The organism is Pseudotabrizicola sp. 4114, from assembly GCF_031457365.1.
Taxonomy (GTDB): Bacteria; Pseudomonadota; Alphaproteobacteria; order Rhodobacterales; family Rhodobacteraceae; genus Pseudotabrizicola.
Window position 1 is genome coordinate 742923 of sequence record NZ_JAVDWP010000001.1, and the last position, 23338, is coordinate 766260.

The 23338-nt window shown below is 64.9% G+C and carries 21 protein-coding genes; 10 read left to right on the top strand and 11 right to left on the bottom strand.

Translation table 11 applies throughout. From position 1 onward, the window contains the following. Positions 1-31: 31 nt before the first annotated feature. The 7 genes from J2X53_RS03690 (at position 32) to recN (ending at position 8851) form a co-directional block, all read left to right on the top strand. On the top strand, positions 32-949 hold the full coding sequence (locus tag J2X53_RS03690) for a D-alanine--D-alanine ligase (RefSeq protein ID WP_349036100.1): 918 nt from the start codon (positions 32-34) through the stop codon (positions 947-949). After that, complete coding sequence (locus J2X53_RS03695) at positions 937-1851, top strand: cell division protein FtsQ/DivIB (protein ID WP_349036101.1); 915 nt, start codon at positions 937-939, stop codon at positions 1849-1851. The genes J2X53_RS03690 and J2X53_RS03695 overlap by 13 nt, the downstream gene beginning before the upstream one ends. Continuing rightward, the gene (gene ftsA, locus J2X53_RS03700; protein WP_349036102.1) at positions 1848-3179 is read left to right on the top strand and encodes a cell division protein FtsA; all 1332 of its coding nucleotides are present in this window, start codon (positions 1848-1850) and stop codon (positions 3177-3179) included. The genes J2X53_RS03695 and ftsA overlap by 4 nt, the downstream gene beginning before the upstream one ends. Before the next feature lie 229 nt (positions 3180-3408). Next, a complete protein-coding gene (ftsZ, locus tag J2X53_RS03705) occupies positions 3409-5049 on the top strand; it encodes a cell division protein FtsZ (RefSeq protein WP_349036103.1) in 1641 nt (546 codons plus the stop codon). A 236-nt stretch (positions 5050-5285) separates the two neighbouring features. Then, on the top strand, positions 5286-6206 hold the full coding sequence (gene lpxC, locus J2X53_RS03710) for a UDP-3-O-acyl-N-acetylglucosamine deacetylase (protein ID WP_349036104.1): 921 nt from the start codon (positions 5286-5288) through the stop codon (positions 6204-6206). Between the two features lie 128 nt (positions 6207-6334). Continuing rightward, positions 6335-7174: an outer membrane protein assembly factor BamD gene (locus tag J2X53_RS03715; protein WP_349036105.1), complete on the top strand. Its 840-nt coding sequence runs from the start codon at positions 6335-6337 to the stop codon at positions 7172-7174. Between the two features lie 36 nt (positions 7175-7210). Beyond that, on the top strand, positions 7211-8851 hold the full coding sequence (gene recN, locus J2X53_RS03720) for a DNA repair protein RecN (RefSeq protein ID WP_349036106.1): 1641 nt from the start codon (positions 7211-7213) through the stop codon (positions 8849-8851). A gap of 118 nt (positions 8852-8969) precedes the next feature. Here the strand turns inward: recN and J2X53_RS03725 are convergent, their stop codons facing one another. The 5 genes from J2X53_RS03725 to J2X53_RS03745 all read right to left on the bottom strand — a co-directional run bounded on the left by J2X53_RS03725 (position 8970) and on the right by J2X53_RS03745 (position 12380). Continuing rightward, complete coding sequence (locus J2X53_RS03725) at positions 8970-9356, bottom strand: SgcJ/EcaC family oxidoreductase (RefSeq protein WP_349036107.1); 387 nt, start codon at positions 9354-9356, stop codon at positions 8970-8972. After that, entirely contained in the window at positions 9353-10720 is a 1368-nt protein-coding gene (locus tag J2X53_RS03730) for an FAD-linked oxidase C-terminal domain-containing protein (RefSeq protein WP_349036108.1), read from the bottom strand. The genes J2X53_RS03725 and J2X53_RS03730 overlap by 4 nt, the downstream gene beginning before the upstream one ends. Before the next feature lie 24 nt (positions 10721-10744). Further along, positions 10745-11389: a DUF1638 domain-containing protein gene (locus tag J2X53_RS03735; protein WP_349036303.1), complete on the bottom strand. Its 645-nt coding sequence runs from the start codon at positions 11387-11389 to the stop codon at positions 10745-10747. A gap of 20 nt (positions 11390-11409) precedes the next feature. Further along, positions 11410-11565 (bottom strand): hypothetical protein, encoded by a 156-nt coding sequence (locus J2X53_RS03740; protein WP_349036109.1) that lies wholly within the window; start codon positions 11563-11565, stop codon positions 11410-11412. 119 nt (positions 11566-11684) lie between these two features. Then, positions 11685-12380: a B12-binding domain-containing protein gene (locus J2X53_RS03745; protein WP_349036110.1), complete on the bottom strand. Its 696-nt coding sequence runs from the start codon at positions 12378-12380 to the stop codon at positions 11685-11687. A gap of 160 nt (positions 12381-12540) precedes the next feature. Here J2X53_RS03745 and J2X53_RS03750 point away from each other — a divergent pair, with 160 nt between their 5' ends. Beyond that, positions 12541-13629, top strand: coding sequence for a PA0069 family radical SAM protein (locus J2X53_RS03750; protein ID WP_349036111.1), 1089 nt, complete (start codon positions 12541-12543; stop codon positions 13627-13629). 113 nt (positions 13630-13742) lie between these two features. Here the strand turns inward: J2X53_RS03750 and bmt are convergent, their stop codons facing one another. Continuing rightward, positions 13743-14756: a betaine--homocysteine S-methyltransferase gene (bmt, locus tag J2X53_RS03755; RefSeq protein WP_349036304.1), complete on the bottom strand. Its 1014-nt coding sequence runs from the start codon at positions 14754-14756 to the stop codon at positions 13743-13745. A gap of 146 nt (positions 14757-14902) precedes the next feature. Continuing rightward, positions 14903-15217, bottom strand: a complete 315-nt coding sequence (locus J2X53_RS03760) for a DUF1476 domain-containing protein (RefSeq protein WP_349036112.1) — start codon at positions 15215-15217, stop codon at positions 14903-14905. A 246-nt stretch (positions 15218-15463) separates the two neighbouring features. Between J2X53_RS03760 and J2X53_RS03765 the strand changes: the two genes are divergently transcribed. Next, on the top strand, positions 15464-16234 hold the full coding sequence (locus J2X53_RS03765; RefSeq protein WP_118152975.1) for a phosphoribosylaminoimidazolesuccinocarboxamide synthase: 771 nt from the start codon (positions 15464-15466) through the stop codon (positions 16232-16234). 135 nt (positions 16235-16369) lie between these two features. Next, a complete protein-coding gene (purS, locus tag J2X53_RS03770) occupies positions 16370-16609 on the top strand; it encodes a phosphoribosylformylglycinamidine synthase subunit PurS (RefSeq protein WP_349036113.1) in 240 nt (79 codons plus the stop codon). Positions 16610-16695: 86 nt separating this feature from the next. On the opposite strand, the gene J2X53_RS03775 is transcribed toward purS, so the two are convergent. The 4 genes from J2X53_RS03775 to J2X53_RS03790 form a co-directional block, all read right to left on the bottom strand. Next, positions 16696-18042 carry a cytochrome P450 gene (locus J2X53_RS03775; RefSeq protein ID WP_349036114.1) on the bottom strand — a complete coding sequence of 449 codons (1347 nt, stop codon included), beginning with the start codon at positions 18040-18042 and terminating at the stop codon, positions 16696-16698. Continuing rightward, positions 18039-19253, bottom strand: coding sequence for a hypothetical protein (locus J2X53_RS03780; protein ID WP_349036115.1), 1215 nt, complete (start codon positions 19251-19253; stop codon positions 18039-18041). The genes J2X53_RS03775 and J2X53_RS03780 overlap by 4 nt, the downstream gene beginning before the upstream one ends. 79 nt (positions 19254-19332) lie before the next feature. Beyond that, entirely contained in the window at positions 19333-20091 is a 759-nt protein-coding gene (locus J2X53_RS03785) for a cytochrome c biogenesis protein CcdA (protein WP_349036116.1), read from the bottom strand. Positions 20092-20254: 163 nt separating this feature from the next. Continuing rightward, positions 20255-22966, bottom strand: a complete 2712-nt coding sequence (locus J2X53_RS03790) for an Rne/Rng family ribonuclease (RefSeq protein ID WP_349036117.1) — start codon at positions 22964-22966, stop codon at positions 20255-20257. Positions 22967-23338 lie beyond the last annotated feature (372 nt).

Genomic DNA, 23338 nt, shown 5'->3' on the forward strand with positions numbered 1-23338 from the left:
AGGGTCCGAAATGTGACCCGAGAGGCAGTAAATGGCGGGAACATCTGGCAAGGTGTCCCGCGTGGCGGTTATCATGGGTGGGCCATCCGCTGAGCGGGAGGTTTCCTTGTCCACAGGCAATGCCTGTGCACATGCGCTGCGCGAGGCGGGATATGACGTAGTCGAGGTCGATGCCGGCCCGGACCTGCCCGCACGGCTGAGCGAAATCAAACCGGATGTCGTGTTCAACGCCCTGCATGGCCGCTGGGGCGAAGACGGCTGTGTGCAGGGTCTGCTGGAATGGTTGCGGATTCCGTACACGCATTCCGGTGTGCTGGCGTCTTCGCTGGCGATGGACAAGCAGCGCACCAAAGAGGTGTACCGCGCCGCCGGTCTGCCGGTGGCAGACTCGGTAATCGTGTCGCGGGATTCGGTCGAGGCGGGACATGTGCTGCCGCCGCCCTATGTGGTCAAGCCGAACAACGAAGGCTCGTCGGTCGGCGTCTATATCGTGCATCCGGGCAGCAACGCGCCGCGTCTGGCGGCCGCAATGCCCGAGCAGGTGATGGTCGAGGCCTATGCGCCGGGGCGCGAGTTTTCGATTTCGGTGATGGATGACCAGGCGCTGTGCGTGACCGATATCCTGACCGATGGCTGGTATGATTATGATGCCAAATACAAACCGGGCGGCAGCCGTCATGAGGTGCCTGCAAAGATCCCCGCCGAGATTGAGGCGGCCTGTCTGGACTATGCCTTGCGCGCGCATCGGGCGCTGGGGTGCCGGGGCCTGAGCCGCACCGATATCCGCTGGGATGAATCCAAGGGGCTGGCGGGGCTGATCCTGCTGGAAACCAATACCCAGCCGGGAATGACCCCCACCTCGCTGTCGCCCGAGCAGGCGGCGCATATGGGCATTCCGTTCCCGCAGCTTTGCGCCTGGATTGTGGAGGATGCGTCATGCAACCGCTGAGCGCGCCCCGCCGTCAGCCGCCGCCACTGGCCGCCATTCCGCTGCGCCGCGATCCGGCACCATCGCGTTGGGCGTACCGGATGCAGCGTCTGTGGCTGACGCCGCTGTTCCGGGTGATGTTCCGGGTGGGCGTGCCGACCTTTGTGCTGGCGTCGGTGGTCGGGATCATCCTGGCCGATGAGGGCCGCCGTGAGGCGATTGCGGGCGGGATCACCGAAATCCGCACCCAGTTTCAGAACCGGCCCGAGTTCATGGTGGGTCTGGTCTCGGTGGTCGGGGCCTCGCCGGAGCTGGCCGATGTGGTGCGGGCGCGGCTGGATCTGAAGCTGCCCCAATCGTCGTTTGATATTGACCTTGGCGTCGCGCGGGCGCGGATTCAGGAACTGGATGCGATTGCGCGCGCCGATCTGATCGTGCGCTCGGGCGGGGTGCTGGAGGTGGCGATTACCGAACGCGAACCCGCGCTGTTGTGGCGCACGGCGGACGGGATCGAGATGCTGGATGCGACCGGGCACCGGGTGGCGAGCCTTGGCGCGCGCAGCGACCGTCCCGATCTGCCGGTCATCGCCGGGGATGCGGCGGACAGTGCCACGCCCGAAGCCCTGGCCCTGCTGGCCGCGGCCGCCCCGATTGCGTCGCGTGTGCGCGGGCTGGTGCGGGTGGGGGAGCGGCGCTGGGATGTGGTTCTGGACCGCAACCAGCGCATTCTGCTGCCCGCCGACAAACCGATTGCCGCCATTGAACGGCTGATCGCCCTGCATCAGGCGGGTGATCTGCTGGGGCGCGATATTCTGACCGTGGACCTGAGAACCGACCATCGCCCCGTGCTGCGTCTGGCGCCCTTTGCGCTGAACCAGTTGCGGCAATCACAGGGCATCGACACCAGCGGGAGCCAGCTATGACCGACCTCTATCAGGCGCAGCGCGCCATGCGGAACATGCGCCGCGCCGCCATGCAACGCGGCGTCATTGCCATTCTGGACATCGGCACATCAAAGATTGCCTGCCTGATCCTGCGTTTTGACGGGGTGGACAGCTTTGGCGACGATACCGTGGGGCCGATGGCCGGGCAGTCGTCGTTCCGGGTGATCGGGGCCGCCACCACGCGGTCGCGCGGGGTGCGCTTTGGCGAAATCGCGGTGATGGCAGAAACCGAGCGCGCTGTGCGCACCGCCGTGCAGGCGGCGCAGAAGATGGCCAATGTGCGGGTGGATCATGTGATCGCCTGTTTCTCGGGCGCCGAGCCGCGCAGCTATGGTCTGGCCGGTGAGATTGATCTGGAAGACTCGGTCGTGACCGAGCAGGACGTGGCCCGTGTGCTGTCGGCCTGTGACATGCCTGATATCGGACAGGACCGCGAAGTGCTGCATGCGCAGCCGGTGAACTTTGCGCTGGATCACCGCTCGGGCCTTGGCGATCCGCGCGGGCAGATCGGCAATCGGCTGGCGACCGACATGCACCTGCTGTCGATCGACGGCAACGTGGTGCAGAACATCCTGCATTGCATTCAGCGCTGTGATCTGGAACTGGCGGGGATGGCGTCTTCGGCCTATGTCTCGGGCATCTCGGCCCTGGTCGAGGACGAGCAGGAGCTGGGGGCTGCCTGCATCGACATGGGCGGCGGCTCGACCGGGATTTCGGTCTTCATGAAAAAGCACATGATCTTTGCCGATGCGGTGCGGATGGGCGGCGATCATGTCACCTCTGACATCTCCAAGGGTCTGATGGTGCCGATGGCCGTGGCCGAGCGGATCAAGACCAAACATGGCGGCGTGCAGGCGACCGGCATGGATGACCGCGAGATGATCGAGGTCGGCGGCGATAGCGGCGACTGGGAAAAAGACCGCCGGCAGGTCAGTCGGGCCGAGCTGATCGGCATCATGCGGCCCCGGGTCGAGGAAATTCTGGAAGAGGTGCGCGCGCGTCTGGATGCGGCAGGGTTTGACAGCCTGCCCAGCCAGCAGATCGTGCTGACCGGGGGGGCAAGCCAGATCCCCGGACTGGACGGGTTGGCGAGCCGCATTCTGGGTCAGCGGGTCCGTCTGGGCCGCCCGCTGCGGGTGCAGGGGCTGCCACAGGCGGCGACGGGGGCCGCGTTTTCATCGACCGTGGGGCTGTGTCTGTTCGCGGCGCATCCGCAGGACGAATGGTGGGATTTCGAAATTCCGGCCGAACGCTACCCGGCGCGGTCGCTCAAGCGGGTGGTGAAATGGTTCAAAGACAACTGGTGACCCCAATATCCTGCGTGAGTGGCGAAATCCCGCTGAAATAGTTGCAACAAACCCCATATTTTGTGGGGTCTGGGTGCTTTTTTGAGTGACGACTGGCAGGCATGTGGATATTCTAGGGGGTAATTCGAGGGTAAACGCGCCCGGGACAGGCGCGCAACCCCGATCAAGACATCAGACGCGGCGGCAAGACGACCACTGGCGGCACAACAAAAAGACAGGCGGATAGGCAATGGCACTCAACTTCATCGTGAACGCGCAGCGCGAAGAGCTGAAGCCCCGGATCACCGTGTTTGGTGTCGGTGGTGCAGGGGGCAACGCGGTCAACAACATGATCGAACAAAACCTTGAAGGGGTGGAGTTCGTCGTGGCCAATACCGATGCACAGGCCCTGCAGCAATCCAAGGCAACGTCGAAGATCCAGATGGGGATCAAGGCGACCGAGGGTCTGGGCGCAGGGGCCCGCCCGACAGTGGGTGCTGCCGCAGCGGAAGAGACCATTGAGGAAATCGTCGATCATCTGGCGGGCGCGCATATGTGCTTTATCACCGCCGGCATGGGCGGCGGCACCGGCACCGGGGCAGCACCCATCATCGCGCAGGCCGCGCGGGAGCTGGGTGTGCTGACCGTCGGCGTTGTGACCAAACCCTTCCAGTTCGAAGGCGCCAAGCGGATGAAGCAGGCCGAAGACGGCATCGAGGCGCTGCAAAAGGTTGTGGATACGCTGATCATCATCCCGAACCAGAACCTGTTCCGTCTGGCCAATGAGCGCACCACCTTTACCGAAGCCTTCGCCATGGCCGATGACGTGCTGTATCAGGGCGTCAAAGGCGTGACCGATCTGATGGTGCGCCCGGGCCTGATAAACCTCGACTTTGCCGACGTGCGTGCGGTGATGGACGAGATGGGTAAGGCGATGATGGGCACCGGCGAAGCGTCGGGCGAGGATCGCGCGGTTCAGGCGGCAGAGAAGGCGATTGCCAACCCGCTCTTGGACGAGATCAGCCTGAACGGCGCAAAAGGCGTGCTGATCAACATCACGGGCGGCTACGATCTGACCCTGTTCGAGCTGGACGAGGCCGCGAACATCATCCGCGAAAAGGTCGATCCGGACGCGAACATCATCGTCGGCTCGACGCTGGATACCAATATGGAAGGCATGCTGCGCGTGTCGGTTGTCGCAACCGGCATCGACGTGGCGGTGGCCAAGGCTGAAACCCCGGTGGCGCGCCGGTCGATGGCGGCCCCGCTGCCGTCGCACCTGACCGCCCCTGCGGCTGAGGCCCCGGCACAGCAGCCCGCGTTTTCGGTGCAGCACGCTGCAATGACGCCTGCGCCACAACCGGCACCGCAGCCGGTTCAGCACGCTCCGGCCCCGCAACAGCAGCAGCTGTTCGACCCTGTTGCCGCCCGCGCGCCTTATGCAGAAGAGCACAGCGACGAACTGCCAGCTCCGGCCTATCGCCCGCAGCCTGCGGCTGCCGCGCCGTCGCGCGGTGTGCCGATGCATGACGATGCAGCGGCCTTTGTCGCGCCGCGCCCGCGCGCCGCTGGCACCCCGTCGCCCGAGGCTCTGGCCCGGTTGCAGGCTGCTGTTTCGCGTGGTCCGGGGCAGGGCGCCGCACCGCGCCCGGCCGCTGCCGCGCCGCAACCCGCTCCTGCGCAAAAGGCCGCCGAGCAGGCCCGCCCGCGCTTTGGCATCGGGTCGCTGATCAACCGCATGGCCGGTGGTGGCCATGAGCAGGCGGCATCCGAGCGTCCGGCCCCCGGCCGCCAGCAGCCGCCGGTCACGTCCTACGACGACGAGCCGGAACTGAGCGCTGATCAGGAGCGGATCGAGATCCCCGCGTTTCTGCGCCGCCAGGCGAACTGAGAAACGGTTGTAACAATTATCGGAAAGCCCGCACTGTGTGCGGGCTTTCTTGTTTTTAATCAAAGATTTACGGCTCATTCTTTCTGTCACGAACCGACATAAACCGTGAGTTGGCTTTGGCTTCATAAATCCTTAATTCAATGTCATGGAACACTGCCGCAACTTTCGCCGCCCGCGCGGCGTTGGTGGGCGGCTTAACCTGAGATTAACCTTATACGACGACCAGGGGTCTGACTTTGCAGAATACGCTGAAATCCGCTGTGGTGTTTGAAGGTCGGGGTTTGCACTCCGGCGCGCCCGTGCGCATGGTGGTGCGGCCTGCTTCGGCAGATTACGGCATCTGGTTCAAGCGCGTGGATGTGACCTCGGGCGATCCGATGATTGCGGCGCGCTGGGATCAGGTGGTGCCGTCGCGGCTGTGCACGCTGATCCGCAATGCGGCGGGCGTCGAGGTGTCGACGATCGAGCATGTGATGGCGGCGCTCGCCGGTTGTGCGATCCATAACGCCGTGATCGAAATTGACGGACCGGAAGTGCCGATCTTGGATGGCTCGGCGCTCGCCTTTGTCGATGGCTTTCTGGCCAAGGGGCTGATCGAACAATCCGCCCCGGTGCGGGCGATCCGCGTGGTCAAACCGGTTGAGGTGCGTGAGGGCGAGGCGATAGCCCGTCTGGACCCGGCGGATATGCTGGAGATCGACTTTTCCATTCAGTTCGACGAAGCCGCCATCGGATTTCAGGCCAAGCATCTGAACCTGTCCAACGGCGCGTTTGTGCGCGAATTGGCCGACAGCCGCACCTTTTGCCGTCAGTCCGATGTCGATGCGATGCGCGCACGTGGGCTGGCCCTGGGCGGCACACTTGACAATGCGGTGGTGTTCGAGGGCGACCGCGTGCTGTCGCCGGGCGGCCTGCGCCACGAGGACGAGCCGGTGCGCCACAAGATGCTGGATGCGATGGGCGATCTCTATCTGGCAGGTGGGCCGATTCTGGGCCGTTACACCGGCATCCGCGCCGGCCACGCGCTGACCAACCGCCTGCTGGTGGCGTTGTTCGCCGATCTGACCGCTTGGCGGATGATGGAATGCAGCGCCCTGACCGTTGGAAAACTGCCCGGCATGGGTGTGCATCGCAGCGACCTTCCCGCAACGGCCTGACAGGGTTGTGATCTTAGGCGCAAAGGCGTTTTGCGCAGCGGATTTTTCTGTGCTAGGAGGTCTGCAACAGGGCGGAAACCGCGCCGCAGACAGCGTGCGTTCCGGGTGGTTTGATGGATAGGCAGACGATGGCAGTCGGAAAATCGGGCGCGAAATGGCTGAGCATCGCGCTCGTTCTGTCGATTCTCTCGGCGTGTGGGTCGCGGACGCAAGAGCGACCGCTGGACAGCTACACTGCCGAAGAGATTTACAAACAGGGCGAGCTGGAGCTGGAAACCGGGTCAAAACCCGAAGACGCGATCCGCTATTTCCAGGAAGTGGAGCGGCTGTACCCCTATTCCGAATGGGCCAAGCGGTCGCTGATCATGCAGGCCTTCAGCCAGCACAAGGCCAAGGAATATGAAGAGGCGCGCTCGACCGCGCAGCGCTTTCTCGACAGCTATCCCGGCGATGATGATGCGCCCTATGCGTCTTATCTGATGGCGTTGTCCTATTATGACCAGATCGACGAAGTTGGCCGCGATCAGGGCCTGACCTTTCAGGCGCTGCAAAGCATGCGTCAGGTGATCGAGCAGTATCCTGACAGCGATTACGCCCGCTCTGCCATGCTGAAATTCGAGCTGGCCTTTGACCATCTGGCCGGCAAGGAAATGGAGATCGGGCGCTATTACCTGAAACGGCGCAATTATACCGCCGCGATCAACCGCTTCCGGACCGTGGTGCAGGATTTCCAGACCACCACCCACACCGCCGAGGCGCTGCACCGGCTGGTCGAGGGCTATCTGGGGCTGGGCCTGACGGCCGAGGCGCAGACGGCAGGGGCCATTCTGGGGTACAACTATCAGTCCTCGCCATTCTATGACGACAGCTTCCGCCTGCTGAAGGGCCGGGGTCTGGCACCCGAGGCGCAGGGCGACAGCTGGCTGAGCCAGGTGTATCGTCAGATGATCAAGGGCGAGTGGCTGTGATCACGGCGGGGTGAACCCCGCCCTACGGGAAAACCTATGCTCCGTTCGCTTGATATCCGCGATGTGCTGATCATTGATCGGCTGACCCTTGATCTGGCGGCCGGTCTCAATGTGCTGACCGGTGAAACCGGGGCGGGCAAGTCGATCCTGCTCGATGCGCTGGGGTTTGTGCTGGGCTGGCGCGGCCGGGCCGAGCTGGTGCGGGCCGGGGCCACGCAGGGCGAGGTGACGGCGGTGTTTGATCTGCCCCCCGGCCACGCCGCGCGCAGCGTGCTGGAAGAGGCCGGGATCGAGGCCGAGGATGACCTGATCCTGCGCCGGGTGAATACAGCCGATGGCCGCAAGACGGCTTTCGTCAACGACCGCCGGGTGTCGGGAGAGGTGCTGCGCGCCCTGTCCGAGGTGCTGGTGGAACTGCATGGCCAGCATGATGACCGGGGCTTGCTGAACCCGCGCGGGCATCGGGCGCTGCTCGACACCTTTGCCGGGCTCGACCTGACAGCCTCGCGCCGGGCCTGGGCGGCGGCGCGGGTGGCGCGCACGGCCTTGGCCGAGGCCGAGGCGGCGCTGACGGCGGCGCGGGCGGAAGAAGACTATCTGCGCCATGCGGTGGCCGAGCTGGACAAGCTGGCCCCCGAGCCGGGCGAAGAGGCCACGCTGGACGCGCGCAGGCGCGCGATGCAGGGGGCGGAGCGCATTCGCGCCGATGTCGCCCGTGCCTTGCAGATGCTGTCAGAGGACGGGGCAGAGGCCGCCTTGCGCGATGCGACCCGCTGGCTGGAAGGCGCTGCCGACAAGGCCGAGGGCGCGCTGGAGGCACCGCTGGCAGCAATCGGGCGCGCGCTGATCGAGCTGTCGGATGCGCAGGCCGGGGTCGAGGCCTGCCTCGCCGGGCTGGACGTGAACCCCGGAGATCTGGAAGCGGCGGAAGAGCGGCTGTTCGCGATCCGGGCGCTGGCGCGCAAGCATGGCGTGCTGCCCGATGATCTGGGCGGCTTTGCAACTGAGCTGCGGGCGCGCCTTCAGGCGCTGGACAATGGCGAGGCCGGGATCGGCGCTTTGCAGCAGGCGGTGACCGAAGCCGAGGCGGCCTGGCGCGCCGAGGCTGCACGCCTGACCGCAGCGCGGCGCGAGGCGGCGGCGCGGCTCGACCGGGCGATGGCGGCGGAACTGGCGCCGCTCAAGATGGAGCGGGCGGTGTTTGTCACCGCCGTCACGCGCGGCGAAGACGGCCCCGACGGCGCGGATGAGGTGACGTTTACCGTGGCCACCAATCCGGGCGCGCCCTCGGGCGCGTTGAACAAGATTGCCTCGGGCGGCGAGCTGAGCCGGTTTCTGCTGGCGCTCAAGGTCTGCCTGACCGCGCAGGCCGAAGGGCTGACGATGATCTTTGACGAGATCGACCGCGGCGTGGGCGGGGCCACCGCCGATGCGGTCGGGCGGCGGCTGAAGCTGTTGTCAGATACCGCACAGGTGCTGGTGGTGACGCACAGCCCACAGGTCGCGGCCCTGGGCGCGCATCACTGGCGCGTGGAAAAGCGGGTCGAGGCCGGGCAGACGCTGTCGACCGTCTACGCCTTGTCGGCTGCCGAGCGGGTCGAAGAGATTGCGCGGATGCTGTCGGGCGATACCGTCAGCGACGCCGCGCGCGAGGCGGCGCGGGCGCTCTTGGGGTAGGGCGGGACCCGGAACCCCTGCGCTGTTCGCGCAGACCGGCAGTGGGCAGAGAAAGAGCGCTCCGCGCGGGAGTATTTCAGAAAGGTGCAATGCGCAGGCCGGTCCTCTGGGGCCGGGGTCAGCCTTCGACCATGGCGAAGGTGGCGGTGAGGGCGAGCCAGCCGTCACCTTTGGCCACCAGAACGGCGGTGAGCAGGGCGCCGATGCGCGGCAGTTCCGCGCCACTCGCATCGCGCAGGCCGGTGACGACAAAGCGCTGGTGCAGCACGGCAGCTCCCGGACCAAGCGGGCGCAGCGCGGTCTTGCCGGTGACCAGCCGGGCCATGCGCGACAGGCCGGCAAATTCCTGTTCCATACCCTTGGCGATGGTGCTGCGGCCTTCGGCCCAGTGGCCGGTCAGGGCGTGAAAGCTGCCATCCTCGGCAAACAGGGCGGCGATGGCCTGAGCATTCTGGGCGCTGAAGGCGGTGGCAAAGGCGCGGGGAAAATCGGCGGCTTGGGTCATTGCGGCACCAGCTTTCCGGGGTTCATCAGGCCTTGCGGGTCAAGCGCCTGCTTTACTGCCCCCATTACTGCCCAGGCGGGGCCGTGTTCGGCGGTCATGTGTGACAGCTTGCCCATGCCGATGCCATGTTCGCCCGAGATGGTGCCACCAAGGCGCAAGGCGCGCTCGGCCATGCGGGAGGAGAGCTGTTTGGCGATGGCAAGCTCATTCGGATCGTCGGGGCGGATCAGCAGGATGGCGTGGAAATTGCCGTCGCCGACATGGCCGAGGATCGGGCCGGGGATGGGGGTGGCGGCAATGTCGGCGCGGGTCTCCTGCACGGCTTGGGCAAGGCGGGAGATCGGCACGCAGGCATCGGTGACGATGGCGGTGCAGCCGGGGCGGCTGGCGAGGATGGCGGGATAGGCCTGATGCCGCATCTTCCACAGCCGGGCGCGGTCTTCGGGCTGATTGGCCCAGTGAAAGCCGCTGCAGCCATGGTCGCGGGCAATGTCACCAAAGCGGGTGGCCTGTTCCGCCACCCCGTCCGGGCTGCCGTGGAATTCGACCAGCAGATGGGGCGCGGCGGGCATGGTCTGCCCGGACCACGCGGCGCAGGCGGCGACGGTCTCGGTATCGAGAAACTCGATCCGCGCCATCGGGAGGCCCATCTGGATGGTTGTGGTGACGCAATCAACAGCGCTGGCAATGTCGGGAAAGGCACAGATCGCGGCAGACACCGCTTCGGGTTGGCCGTGCAGCCGCAGGGTCAGTTCGGTGACCAGGCCCAGCGTGCCCTCGGAGCCGACCATCAGCGCGGTGAGATCATAACCGGCGGAGGATTTCGGGGCGGCGGAACCGGTGCGGATGATCTGGCCATCGGCCAGAACCACCTCCAGCGCCAGCACGTTGTCGCGCATGGTGCCGTAACGCACCGCCGTCGTGCCGGAGGCGCGGGTCATCGCCATGCCGCCAAGGCTGGCATTCGCGCCGGGATCGACCGGGAAGAACAGGCCGGTGGCGCGCAACTCGGTGTTCAGCGCTTCGCGCGTGAGGCCGGGTTGCACCACCACCCGCATATCCTCGGGGTGAACCGCCAGAACGGCGGCCATGCGGCTGAAATCGACCGTGAGCCCGCCCTGAGGGGTGAGCGCGTGGCCTTCGAGCGAGGTGCCCGCGCCCCAGCCGGTCATCGGCATGCGGTGGCGGGTGCAGATGGTGGCGATCTGTGCCACCTCGGCCGTGGTTTGTGGAAAGGCCACCGCATCGGGGGCGCGGCTGCGGATATGGCTTTCGGACTGGCGGTGATGATCCAGCACCGCCCGCGCAGTGCTCAGGCGGTCGCCCAGAAAGGCGAGATCGGGCAGGGCGGTTTCAAAGCTCATTGCATCCTCCGGCTGAGGCGCAAGTTACGGGGCGGCTGGCGCGCCTGCAACCTGTGTCAACGCGGTGGCGAGGTCGCCATAGCCGGTAAAGCGCCGCTCGTAGGCGAGGTTCAGCCGGGCGGCGCAATCGGCGGCCTTTGCGTCCAGCGCGGGGTCGTTGGTTTGCGCCTGATAGATGAGTTTGGTGTAATTGCCGAAATACATGTCGCGCAGCTCGGGGTGGCGGTCCAGCCCCATGGGACGCCAGACAAAGGCATCGAACTGGCGCACCAGAAAATCGGTGAGGTAAAACGCGGTGAACTCTTCCTCGGCCTTGGCGGCAAAGGCGGCGTTGCCCTCAAAAAAGCTGTAGCAATGCGGGCCTTCGACCATCTGCACGCCCAACTCGGCGCATTTGGCCTGCAGCAAGCCGCCGGTGCCGCAATCGGCGTAGACGATGAAGATCTGGTCATAGGCAGCGCGATGCGCGGCCACCGCCTGCTCCACCGCCGCCGGAATGCGGTCGGGCCAGAGGTGCAGGTTGGCGGGCAGGCATTGCAGATCAAGATGCGACCAGTGGTTTTGCTGCTTCAGCGCCAATATCTCATGCGCGAGGGCACCGCAGGCGATCAGCAGAACCCGGTCCGCGGTGGACAAGGGGCCGCTGAGGGACAGGCCGGTGGTGGTCAGGGTCGCATCATCGGGTGGCGTCAGCGCCACTGGCGCAGCCCCAGCATCAGGCTGCCGGCAAGGGCGGCGAGAGCGAGGGCCATCATCGGCACCTGCACCCACACAGCAAGGGCGATGGTCGCGCCTGCTGCGGTGATCACAAAGGCCAGCATCGCCAGAAACAGGGGGAGGGGCATGGGATACTCCTTTTCCTGAGGGGAATGTGGGTGTTCATGGCAGAAATGTGAAGCCCCAAGTCCAACAAAAAAGCCCCGGTCGTCAGCGACGCCGGGGCTGTTGCCGGTCAGGTCAGCGGTTACGCATTGAGCTGGTTATGCTTGCGCGCGACCCAGGCCTTGGCGGTTTCCACCGCGACGGCGGCATCGCGGCAATAGGCGTCGGCGCCGATGGCCTTGCCGAATTCCTCATTCAGCGGCGCGCCACCGACCAGCACGATGTAATCGTCGCGCAGGCCCTTTTCCTTCATCGTGTCGATCACGACCTTCATATAGGGCATGGTGGTGGTCAGCAGCGCCGACATGCCGAGGATATCGGGCTTTTCCGCCTCCAGCGCATCAAGGTATTTCTCGACCGAGTTGTTGATGCCCAGATCCAGCACTTCGAAACCCGCGCCTTCCATCATCATCGCGACGAGGTTCTTGCCGATGTCGTGGATGTCGCCCTTGACCGTGCCGATCACCATCTTGCCCATGCGCGGCGCGCCGGTTTCCACCAGCAGCGGCTTGAGGATGAACATGCCTGATTTCATGGCATTGGCCGACAGAAGCACCTCGGGCACGAACAGGATGCCGTCGCGGAAGTCGTTGCCCACGATGGTCATGCCCGCCACCAGTGCCTTGGTCAGCACGTCATAGGGGGTCCAGCCGCGACCGATCAGGATGTTCACGCCATCCTCGATCTCTTCTTTCAGGCCGTCGTAAAGGTCGTCGTGCATTTGCAGCACAAGTTCGTCATCCGAAAGATCAGCAAGGATGATGTCGTCGTCGGCCATGGGGTACGCTCCTGCGGCGGGATGTCTTGCAGCCTGCATGAGGCCAAATCGGTTTCGCGACTTTGCGGTTTACGACATGCCCCGACTGAAAGCCGACAGTGGCGGGTCGAGGTGGCAGAAGGGGTTGAAAAATGTTCACGATACGTTCATGGTCCGGGGCATGTCAGATCCTGATCCCACAGTCATGGCCGGCCAGCGGATCCGCGCGCGGGGTGTCGCGTCGAATGCAGTGGGGCGGTTTGAAGCGCAAAGCCGGGAGCGGGTCGATGACGGCTGGGATATCGCCGAAGACGAGCGGCTGTTGCGCACCGAGATCAGGGAAGAGCGGCCACGCTCGGCGCTGAGCTACAACCGCTCGCCCGATCTGCCGTTTGACCGCTCGGTGAACCCGTACCGGGGGTGTGAGCATGGCTGTGTCTATTGCTTTGCGCGGCCCAGCCACGCCTATCTGAACCTGTCGCCGGGCCTGGATTTCGAGACAAAGCTGATCGCCCGGCCGGGGATTGCCGGCGTGCTGGCGGGGGAATTGCGGGCAAAGGCCTACCGCGTGGCGACGGTGGCTCTGGGCACCAATACCGACCCTTACCAGCCCTGCGAATCAGAGCACCTGCTGATGCGGCAGGTGCTGGAGGTGCTGGCAGAGTTTCAGCATCCGGTTGCAATCACCACCAAGGGGACGCTGATCGAGCGGGACATCGACATTCTGGCCCCGATGGCGGCGCAGGGCTTGCTGCGGGTGGGGATTTCGGTGACCTCGCTGGACCCGGATCTGTCACGACGGCTGGAGCCACGCGCGCCTGCGCCCGCGCGGCGGCTGGCGATGATCCGGCGGCTGTCAGAGGCTGGGATTCCGGTGCGCGCGATGGTGGCGCCGGTGATACCGGGGCTGACCGACCGGGAGCTGGAGCAGATCCTGAGTGCTTGCCGCGATGCGGGGGCGCAGGCCGCCAGCTGGATCGCGCTGCGTCTGCCGCGCGAGGTGTCGCCGCTGTTTCAGGACTGGCTGGCGCAGCATGTGCCGGACCGTGCGGCCAAGGTGATGGCGCGGGTGCGCGAGATGCACGGCGGAAAGGACTATGACGCGCAATGGGGGCGGCGGATGCGCGGCGAAGGGATCTGGGCCGACCTGACCCGGCAACGCTTTGACAAGGCGGTGGCGCGGCTGGGGCTGAACCGACAGATGCCGCCGCTGCGCTGTGATCTGTTCCGGCCACCGTCCCGGGCGGGGGATCAGCTGGCGCTGTTTTGACCGCGACGGATTTTCTGCGAAAATCCGGAAGAACAGGTTTTCTGCGAAAACCTTGCGGGACGTGATCTTTCGCAGAAAGATCGTGCCTGCCGGTTTTTCGCAGAAAAACGGTTCTAGCCCCGGCGGTTCCGACGCTCACGCTTCGGGTCGTTCGAGGTATCGCCGGTGCCATCCGAGGCTGACGAGAACCCGCCCAGCTTGGCCGAGATGTCTTCCAGCGTCGGGCGCGGGCCCTTGGGGGTGTTTTCCAGTGCCTTGCGCATTGCCTTCAGATGCTCTGGCATGGTGCCGCAGCAGCCGCCGATGATGCGCACCCCGGCATCGCGCGCCAGCACCGCATATTCGCCCATCAGCTCTGGCGTGCCGTCGTAATGGATGTGCCCGTCGTGATATTTCGGAATCCCGGCATTGCCCTTGGCGATGATCGGGCGTTCGCTGCCGGTGGAGACAAAGCCCAGCACGGTGCGCATCAGGTCCGAGGCCCCGACGCCGCAGTTTGCGCCAAAGGCCAGCGGCGGGTTGACCAGTTTCTCGACCATTTCAGCCATCGCGGCTGATGTGGTGCCCATCATGGTGCGCCCCGCCGTGTCAAAGCTCATGGTGCCACACCACGGCATGCCAGCGAGGGCTGCCGCCTCGGCGGCGGCCTTGTATTCTTCGGGCGCAGAGATGGTTTCGATCCACAGCACATCTGCGCCGCCCGCTTTCAGACCTTCGGCCTGTTCGTGAAACATCTCGACCGCGCGGGCATGGGTCAGCGTGCCCATCGGCTCGAAAATCTCTCCCGTCGGGCCGACGGAGCCTGCGACGACCACTGTCCGGCCCGAGGCATCGGCAATCTCGCGCCCCAGCGCCGCGCCAACACGGTTCAACTCATGCACCCGACCTTCGGCCTGATGCAGCTTCAGCCGGCTGGCATTGCCGCCAAAGGTGTTGGTGAGAAAGATGTCCGACCCGGACTCGACCGCGCCGCGATACAGCGCGCGGATGTTGTCCGGCTGATCAATATTCCAGAATTCCGGCGGCTCGCCCGAGGACAGCCCCATGTTGAACAGGTTGGTCCCGGTTGCGCCATCGGCCATCAGCCAGTCGCGGGTGGAAAGCAGCTTGGAGAGGGCATCTTGCAACATCGGGACCTCGGCTTGAAAGGGTTGAGATCGGAATGCCAGAAGCGGGGGCCGGAGGCAAATCCAATTCCTGCGGGGCACTCAGGCAAAAGCCGCCCCGGAGGGCGGCCTGAGCCGGTTTGGGACGCAGATCCGCCGGAGCAGGATCAGAGTTCGGTCATCAACTGCGCTTTGGCCGCGATCAGCATCTCGGCCATCTTGGCGCGGATTTCGTGATCGCTGGCTTTTCCGGCCAGATCGGCGGTCAGTTTGCGCACGACATCTTCGATCCCGGCCTCTTCGAAATCGGCCTCGACCACGGTCATCGCATAGGTGGTGGCGTCATCCCCTGACTTGCCCATCAACCCGGCTGCCCACAGACCAACCAGTTTGTTGCGGCGGGCTTCGGCGCGGAACTGCATTTCTGCGTCATGGGCAAACTTGTTTTCAAAGGCATTTTCGCGGTCGTCGAAGGTGGTCATGGGTGGCCCCTTGGTTGAACTGGTGTTGCCTTTGATATGCCCTTCCCACCGCGTCACTGCAAGAGGCGGATGGGCGCAGCCCCGGCCTGTCGCTGCGGGATTTTCCGTCGATTTTTAATCATGGCACGGACAGGCGCAAGGTTGGGGCCTCTGGCTTGCGGTGGAGCCGGGCTTCACGTATAGGCCAGAGAAAGTCAGTTGAGGTGGTGCTTCACCGCCCCTGCCTGCATTTGTCGCGGAGAGTTCATGGCACGGCGCAAGAAGGTCTATGAGGGCAAGACGAAGATCCTCTATGACGGTCCGGAACCCGGCACGCTGATCCAGTATTTCAAGGATGAAGGCATCTCATCCGAGGCTCCGGTGACCAGCGAGGCCAAGGGCACCGAAGGCAAGGGCGTGCTGAACAACCGGCTGTCGGAATTCTTCATGACCGGGCTGAACAGCATCGGGGTGCCGACGCATTTCATCAAGCGCCTCAACATGCGCGAGCAGCTGGTGCGGATGGCCGAGATCCTGCCGCTGGAAGTGGTGGTGCGCAACTTTGCCGCAGGCGAATTGTCGACCAAGCTGGGGATCCCCGAGGGCACGGCGCTGCCACGCCCGATCGTGGAATATTACTACAAGGATGACCGGCTGTCGTCGCCCATGGTGGCCGAAGAGCATATCGTGGCCTTTGGCTGGGCCAGCCAGCAGGATCTGGATGATGTGGTGGCGCTGGCGCTGCGGGTCAACGACTTCCTGTCGGGCGTGATGATGGGCGTGGGCGTGCGGCTGGCCGATTTCCGCATCGAAGTGGGCCGGGTGTGGGAGGGCGATTACATGCGCCTGATCATCGCCGACGAGATCAGTCCCGACAATTGCCGGCTGTGGGACATGCGCCCGGTGATTGACCGTGGCGACGGCCAGCCGGTGGCCGAGCCGGGGCCGATGGCGGATGTCTACACCGAACTGGCCCGCCGGCTGGGGGTGTTGCCCACCAATGTCACCCATTCGCCCAAGCCGACCCTGATCAATTAGCTGGGCCCGGCGCAACGCCGGGCGGGTTTGCGTCTGGTGATCCCTGCACGCCCCCTTGCTCCGAACGGGACGGGGCGGTAAGGGAGGGGCGGAATCCGGTCAGCCCCGATCCCGGTCAGCAAATGAGGAAGTGCCATGAAAGCCCGCGTCACCGTCATGTTGAAGACCGGCGTTCTGGATGTGCAGGGCGAGGCTGTGCGCCATGCGCTTGGCACGCTGGGCTTTGCCGGTGTCGAGGGTGTACGTCAGGGCAAGGTCATCGAACTCGATCTGGCTGCGACGGACGCGGCCAAGGCGGAAGCCGAGGTGAAGGCCATGTGCGATAAGCTGCTGGCCAATACGGTGATCGAGTCCTACCGCGTCGAGATTCTCTGACCGCGCACGGGTTGATCTGTTGCCGGGGGCTTCCGCCCCCCGTCGCTTCGCTCCTCCCCCCGAGAGTATTTTTGCCAAGATGAATATCAGCCGCGCTTTGTAAGGCGCAGGCGGATGCCGTTTGCGGCGCGCACGGTGAGGTGGGCGACAGGGACGGGGATGTCACCTGCAATGGCATCGAACTGCCAGTGGCGCAGCAGGTGGGCCAGCAGCAGCGGGCCTTCGACCATGGCGAAACCCGCACCGGTGCAGACGCGCGGGCCGGCCGAGAACGGCAGATAGGCGTCGCGGGCGCAGGTTTTGTTGCCTTCGCGCGACCAGCGGTCAGGGTCAAAGCCGTCAGGGTTGGTCCACAGCCGTTCGTGCCGGTGCAGGTGCCAGGGCGACAGCACGATCTGCGCGCCGGGGGCGACGGGGCGGTCACGAAAGGTCTCGGGGCAGGCGTTTTCACGCACCATCATCGGCACCGGTGGATAAAGCCGCAGGGTTTCGCGGAACACGTCGCGGGTGAATTTCAGCCGCGACATGGCGGCGAAATCGGGCTGGTCCGGCAGGGTGGCGGCCTCGGCAACCACCCGCGCCTGCGCCTGCGGATGGGTGGCGAGCAGGTAGAGCGCCCAGGCGAGGGCGGAGGCGCTGGTCTCATGCCCGGCGAGGAAGAAGATGGCGACCTGATCGACCATTTCTTCGGTGTTGAAGGTCTGGCCGGTCTGCGGGTCTGCGGTCAGCATGATTTTGGTCGCCAGATCATCGGGGGCGGTGCCAGCGGAAATCTCTGCTGCGCGGGCGGTGGTCATCTCGGTGATCAGCCCGCGGATCTTTGCCGCAGAGCGCAGCGTCGCGCGGCGGTGCAGCCGCGGAAACCAGCGCGGCAGCGGCAGAAAGGCGGCAAGGTTCAGGATCGGCTGGGTGCGCTGATAGGCGCGGAATTCATGGAACACCGCCTGTGCGGTCTGGTGTTCGATCGGGATCGAGAACAGCGTGCGGAAGATCACGTCGGCGGCGGCGTGGCTCATCTCCTCTTCGACCTCCACCTCGCCCGCGTGCAGGCGGGCGGTGGCGGCCTCGGCCGCCTGCCACATCGCCGGGAAGGTATCGCGCAACCGGCCGCCCTCGAACGCGGGGTCGATGATGCGGCGCTGGCGTTTCCAGACTTCGCCATTGGTGACAAACACCGAATCGCCAAGCAGCGGGTTCAGCCCTTCGCGGATGCGGTTGGATTTGGGGAAATCATCGGGGCGTGATTTCAGCACCAGATCAATGAGTTTCGGGTCATTGCACATGTAGCTGCGAAAGAACGGCGTGCGGAATTCGGCCATCCAAGCCCGGTAGAGGCGCGCAGGTTGCGCCGACAGAATATCATGCCGGAACAGCCGCAAATAGCGCCAGAGCGATACGCGGTCGGGGCGGGGTGTGGGTTTGGGCGGGGTCATGCCGTAGAGGTATAGCGGTTGACGGGCCGGGTGATACGGCTTTTCGACGGGGCGCGGCTGGCGTAGCGCGCGGCGAGGGTTTGCGGGCCGGCGGTGATCTGGAAGTAGTCATAATCGCCGGGGCGGTCAAAGGCGCAGAGGTACTGAAAATGCAGGCGGAAAAACCGCCAGCGCAGGGCCTTCCAACGCTCGGGCGACAGCGTTTGGGTGAACGCAGCAGACAGCACCAGCGGCCAGCGTTGGCCCGGTGGGGCCACACCTGTCACAGCCACCGGATCGCAAAGCGCAAAGGCGCAGCCGTCGCCGGGGGCGGTGACATCAACCCATGTGAGGTCATTGCGGGCCGAGAGATACGCCAGATCGGCGCGCAATCGAGTCGCTCCGGGCAGGAAACTGACCATCGGCACCACTTGCCCCAAGGACAGGAAGGCCAGCGGCGGGTGGCCTGTGGGCAAGCCCGAACGGATCATATCTGACAGGATCGACACCCCCAGATGCGCGCCCGACGAATGGCCAACCACCAGCACTTCGTCACACGCGCTGTCGAGAGCGGCGCGGATGGTGGTGGCAAATTCGGCCATCCGCGCCTCCAGCGCGGGCGGGTTGGCCCCGTTCCAGCGGGCGGAAAACGCGTAATCGTGCATCAGGTAATAGGCAAAGACCTTGTTATCGCGTGCCTTGAACCAACGCAGGATAAAGGGGATCGGAATCAGCCCGGTCACGATCAGCGCCGGGTGGGTATAGGCCGCGACCAGACGGCCAAAGCCCCAGCCGATGGCGCAGGCGAGCGCCAGTTGGCCCAGCAGAAACACAATCGGGTACAGCGCCGCGATCACCGGCCCCTTGCGCAGCCGCATCAGCCGGAACAGCGCCCCCGATCCGATATAGGCCCATGCCGTGCGCACCAACTGCGCATAGGTGGCGGGGATCGAGTTTGACATGCTGTCCCGCACGATGTCGGACCAGACCAGCACCTCGATCTCGGCCTCTGCCTTCTGCCCGTTGACCGTGCCTTGCGCGCGCCAGCCATAGGGGCCCTTGGTGGTCTTGGGCTGCAACGCGATCTGATAGCCGGAAATCGCAGCCTGATCGGCGGATTCCTTGCGGTACAGCTCGCGGTAGCGGCGCGGGTGGATCGGGTCATAGCCGGGGATATAAAAGACGCGGCGGCGAAAGGGCTGTGTGCCCTGCGCCGCTGTATCGGTTGTCATGTGCGCGACTTTGGCCATCCGCCCCTCTTTGCCGGGCAAGTCTAAGGGGCATTTCGGGCAGAATTAAGGGGGAAACCGGTCAGCCCAGCAGCGGAATGCCAAAGCGGTCAAAGGTTTCCAGCAGCCACCAGCTGAAATCGGTGAAGGCCCCGGTGACCAGTGCAAGGCCGACGACCAGCAACAGAATGCCCATTACCCGCTCAATCGCCCGCATATGCGGCTTCAGCCGCTGCATCAGGCCCAGCGAGCGTTCGACAAACAGCGCGGCCAGCAGGAAGGGCAGGCCAAGGCCAAGCGCATAGACCGCCAGCAGCATGGTGCCGCGCTGGACGGACCCTTCCTGTGCCGCCAGCGACAGTATCGCGCCCAGTTGCGGGCCGATACACGGCGTCCAGCCAAAGGCAAAGGCGAGGCCGAGGACATAGGCCCCAAACGCCGTGCCGCCCCGATCGCCCGCATCCAGCCGCGCCTCACGGTCCAGGAGCGGAATGCGGAACACGCCGAGGAAATGCAGGCCGAAGATGATCACCACCACACCCGAGATGCGGGAGAACAGCACCTGATTTTGCAGGAAAAACGCGCCGAACACCGAGGCGGTGAAGCCCAGCAGCAGAAAGACGGTGGACAGACCCATGACAAAGAACAGCGCCGGGATGATCACCCGGCGGCGGGCAGTCGCGTTGTCACGCATGTCGCCCATCGAGATGCCGCCCATATAGGCAAGGTAAGGCGGCACGATGGGCAGAACGCAAGGGGAGAGGAACGATAACACCCCAGCGGCCAGCGCGATCAGCATGGCGGGCAAGAGCGCCGCGTCGATCAGGTCTATTCCGAACATGGTTGGCTGTCCCCTTTGGCCAAGTGATAGCTTGGTCCGCCGCGCGCGTCACGGGGGCGGGGTGTCACATCGGCGTGGCCATTGTGAAACATCGCGCAACGGGACGGCAAAGGAAAGGGGGCGGCAGATTGCTCTGCCGCCCCCCTATGATCTGACGCGTGCCTTAGCGGCCCAGCGACCACCAGCCCTTGCGCTTGGGCTTGGCAGAGCCGTCTTCGGCCTCGGGTTCCGGGGCGTCGGCCAGGCCGGGGTCGACCGCAAGTGCGGTCTGGGGCGCTGCCGGCTCGTCCGAGGGTGCCGGTTGCAAGGCAGGCGCAGGTTTTGCGACCGCCTCGGGTTGCGGGGCCGGGGTTGGCTCCGCTACCGGTTCCGGGACTGGTTCTGCTGCGGCAACCGGCGCTGGCGCGGGTTGCGCGACCTCTGCCGCCGGCTCTGGGGCCACCACAGCCTCTGCCACCTTTGGCTTGCGGGTGCGGGTGCGCTTTTTCGGAGCCTCATCAGCCTCGGCCACAGGGTCTGCGGCTGCTGGCTCCGCAGTTGCCGGAGCCTCTGCCTCTGCCGGCGCGGGTTTTGGCTTGCGGGTCCGGGTGCGCTTTTTCGGCGCCTCGGTTTCGGGTGCCTCACCTGCCGGCTCTGCGGCGGCAGGTTCGGCAGTCTGCGGTGCAGCTTCTGCCACAGCGTCATCGCTGTCGTCGCCGTCATCGCCTTCGCTGTCGCCGTCATCAGACGTGCCATTGCCTTCGGCATCGGTGCCGTTGGGGCCTGCGCCTTTGCGGCGACGACGCCGGCGGCGCTTTTTCTTGCCGTTGCCGTCCGCCTGACGCGGATCGGCGGTGGCTTCGGCCTTGGCTTCGGTTTCGGTCTCTGCCTCCGGCTCGGCTTCTGCCTCGTCTTCGACATCATCCTCGAACGGCAGATCCTCGTCTTCGTCCTCGGCCACCGGCGCGCCCATCAGGCTGGAGTTGCCCGAGATCACCGCACCCGGCTCAGGCACCACGCGCAGCGCGGTCTTGAACTTTTCGATGGTGTAATCGGGGCTGATCATCGACGGATCAGCCTCCATCCGCACGGCCATGCCGTAGCGGGCCTCGATCAGCGCGATGTGTTCGCGCTTCTGGTTGATCAGGTAGTTGATGATCCCGACCGGAGCCTTGAGCAACACCTCTTTGGAGCGCTTGCGCGTGCCCTCTTCTTCCAGCGCGCGCAGAACCTGCAGCGCCATGGAATCGTCCGAGCGGATCAGCCCGGTGCCGTGGCAATGCGGGCAGGGCTGGGTGGTGGATTCGAGCATGCCGGGGCGCAGACGCTGGCGGCTCATTTCCATCAGGCCAAAGCCACTGATGCGGCCGACCTGAATGCGGGCGCGGTCGGTTTTCAGCTTGTCTTTCAGCTTCTTCTCGACGGCGGCGTTGTTGCGACGCTCTTCCATGTCGATGAAGTCGATGACGATCAGACCGGCAAGGTCGCGCAGACGCAGTTGGCGGGCCACCTCTTCGGCGGCCTCCAGGTTGGTTTTCAGCGCGGTATCCTCGATCGAGCCTTCTTTGGTGGCCCGGCCGGAGTTCACGTCGATGGCGACCAGCGCCTCGGTGATGCCGATGACGATATAGCCGCCGGATTTCAGCTGCACGGTCGGGTTGAACATGCCGCCGAGGTAACCTTCGACCTGATAGCGGGCGAACAGCGGGGTCGGATCCTGATACAGCTGCACCGCGCGGGCGTGGCTGGGCATGATCATGCGCATGAAGTCTTTGGCGACGCGGAAGCCTTCGGCACCCTCAACCAGAACCTCGTCGATCTCGCGGTTATACAGGTCGCGGATCGAGCGTTTGATCAGGTTGCCCTCTTCATAGATCGGGGCGGGGGCGATGGACTTCAGCGTCAGCTCGCGGATCTGTTCCCACAGACGCATCAGATATTCGTAATCGCGCTTGATTTCCGCCTTGGTGCGCTTGGCGCCCGCGGTGCGGATGATCAGGCCAGCGCCTTCCGGCACCTCGATCTCGCTCGCGATTTCCTTGAGTTTCTTGCGGTCAGGCGCGTTGGTGATCTTGCGGCTGATGCCGCCGCCGCGCGCGGTGTTGGGCATGAGCACGCAGTAGCGACCGGCGAGGCTCAGATAGGTGGTCAGCGCCGCACCCTTGTTGCCGCGTTCTTCCTTGACCACCTGCACCAGCATGATCTGGCGGACCTTGATCACTTCCTGGATCTTGTAGCGACGCGCGCGGGGTTTGCGCGGCTGGCTGATTTCTTCCGACACATCCTCTTCGGCGATCGATTCGATCTCGTCATCGGTGTCCGAGGCGTGGTCCATGGCGCGGTAAGGCGTCTCGCCATTGCCGTTGCCGTTGTCAGACCCGTTATCCGAGCCGTGGTCATGGTCATGCGCGTGGCCGTCATGGTCATGGCCCGCGGCTTCGGTGACCGGCGCTGCGTCGCTGTCCTGCTCGTCGTCGAGGTCGACCACATCCATGCCCGCCGGGCCGGAGGTCACGGCATCCTGGGCCTTTGCCTCTTCGGCAGCGGGTTTGGGGCGCGGCGCACGGCGGCGCGAGCGGCGGTTTTCCTCCTCTTCCTCGGCGCGGGCATAGGCGCGTTCTTCTTCGATCAGCGCTTTGCGGTCAGCGACCGGGATCTGGTAATAATCGGGATGAATTTCGGCAAATGCCAGAAATCCGTGCCGGTTGCCGCCGTAATCGACGAATGCCGCCTGCAGCGAGGGTTCGACCCGCGTTATCTTGGCAAGATAGATGTTGCCGGCGAGCTGACGTTTGTTGACGGTTTCAAAGTCAAATTCCTCGACCTTGTTTCCGTCGACCACCACAACCCGAGTTTCCTCGGGATGGGTGGCATCAATAAGCATTTTCTTAGCCATATCATTCCATTGCGCCTGAAACGCGTCAAACCCCCTGGCGGACCAGAGGGGCATTGATGCGGGGGGAGGCGTCTTGTTCGGGCGGGCGTGCGCGTCAGGCGTGACGGCAGAATGCCCATTGGGCACCCCACGCCGTCTATCGTCTTTGTCGCGCGCGTCATCGCGGTTCACGTCTGAGGGGCGGCTAGGCCCCCCACCTTCAAAAAGCCCGTGCATCCAAAGACTTGCGGGCAATGACAACAGCCTTGCGGCCGATCCGGCTGCCAGTCCGCGCGTCGCGTTTCATCGCGTCGGCCATGACTGACAGAGAATTCTGTGCAAAGAATATACCCTTGCCCGGCAACCCTAGCGGCAAAGCGCGCGCAAGGGCAA

Bases quoted from the DNA above. Each gene is read 5' to 3' on its own strand.
- J2X53_RS03690 (WP_349036100.1), top strand. From the start codon at position 32: ATGGCGGGAACATCTGGCAAGGTGTCCCGCGTGGCGGTTATCATGGGT.
- J2X53_RS03695 (WP_349036101.1), top strand. From the start codon at position 937: ATGCAACCGCTGAGCGCGCCCCGCCGTCAGCCGCCGCCACTGGCCGCC.
- ftsA (WP_349036102.1), top strand. From the start codon at position 1,848: ATGACCGACCTCTATCAGGCGCAGCGCGCCATGCGGAACATGCGCCGC.
- ftsZ (WP_349036103.1), top strand. From the start codon at position 3,409: ATGGCACTCAACTTCATCGTGAACGCGCAGCGCGAAGAGCTGAAGCCC.
- J2X53_RS03715 (WP_349036105.1), top strand. From the start codon at position 6,335: ATGGCAGTCGGAAAATCGGGCGCGAAATGGCTGAGCATCGCGCTCGTT.
- recN (WP_349036106.1), top strand. From the start codon at position 7,211: ATGCTCCGTTCGCTTGATATCCGCGATGTGCTGATCATTGATCGGCTG.
- J2X53_RS03725 (WP_349036107.1), bottom strand. From the start codon at position 9,356: ATGACCCAAGCCGCCGATTTTCCCCGCGCCTTTGCCACCGCCTTCAGC.
- J2X53_RS03730 (WP_349036108.1), bottom strand. From the start codon at position 10,720: ATGAGCTTTGAAACCGCCCTGCCCGATCTCGCCTTTCTGGGCGACCGC.
- J2X53_RS03740 (WP_349036109.1), bottom strand. From the start codon at position 11,565: ATGCCCCTCCCCCTGTTTCTGGCGATGCTGGCCTTTGTGATCACCGCA.
- J2X53_RS03745 (WP_349036110.1), bottom strand. From the start codon at position 12,380: ATGGCCGACGACGACATCATCCTTGCTGATCTTTCGGATGACGAACTT.
- J2X53_RS03750 (WP_349036111.1), top strand. From the start codon at position 12,541: ATGTCAGATCCTGATCCCACAGTCATGGCCGGCCAGCGGATCCGCGCG.
- J2X53_RS03760 (WP_349036112.1), bottom strand. From the start codon at position 15,217: ATGACCACCTTCGACGACCGCGAAAATGCCTTTGAAAACAAGTTTGCC.
- J2X53_RS03765 (WP_118152975.1), top strand. From the start codon at position 15,464: ATGGCACGGCGCAAGAAGGTCTATGAGGGCAAGACGAAGATCCTCTAT.
- purS (WP_349036113.1), top strand. From the start codon at position 16,370: ATGAAAGCCCGCGTCACCGTCATGTTGAAGACCGGCGTTCTGGATGTG.
- J2X53_RS03775 (WP_349036114.1), bottom strand. From the start codon at position 18,042: ATGACCCCGCCCAAACCCACACCCCGCCCCGACCGCGTATCGCTCTGG.
- J2X53_RS03780 (WP_349036115.1), bottom strand. From the start codon at position 19,253: ATGACAACCGATACAGCGGCGCAGGGCACACAGCCCTTTCGCCGCCGC.
- J2X53_RS03785 (WP_349036116.1), bottom strand. From the start codon at position 20,091: ATGTTCGGAATAGACCTGATCGACGCGGCGCTCTTGCCCGCCATGCTG.
- J2X53_RS03790 (WP_349036117.1), bottom strand. From the start codon at position 22,966: ATGGCTAAGAAAATGCTTATTGATGCCACCCATCCCGAGGAAACTCGG.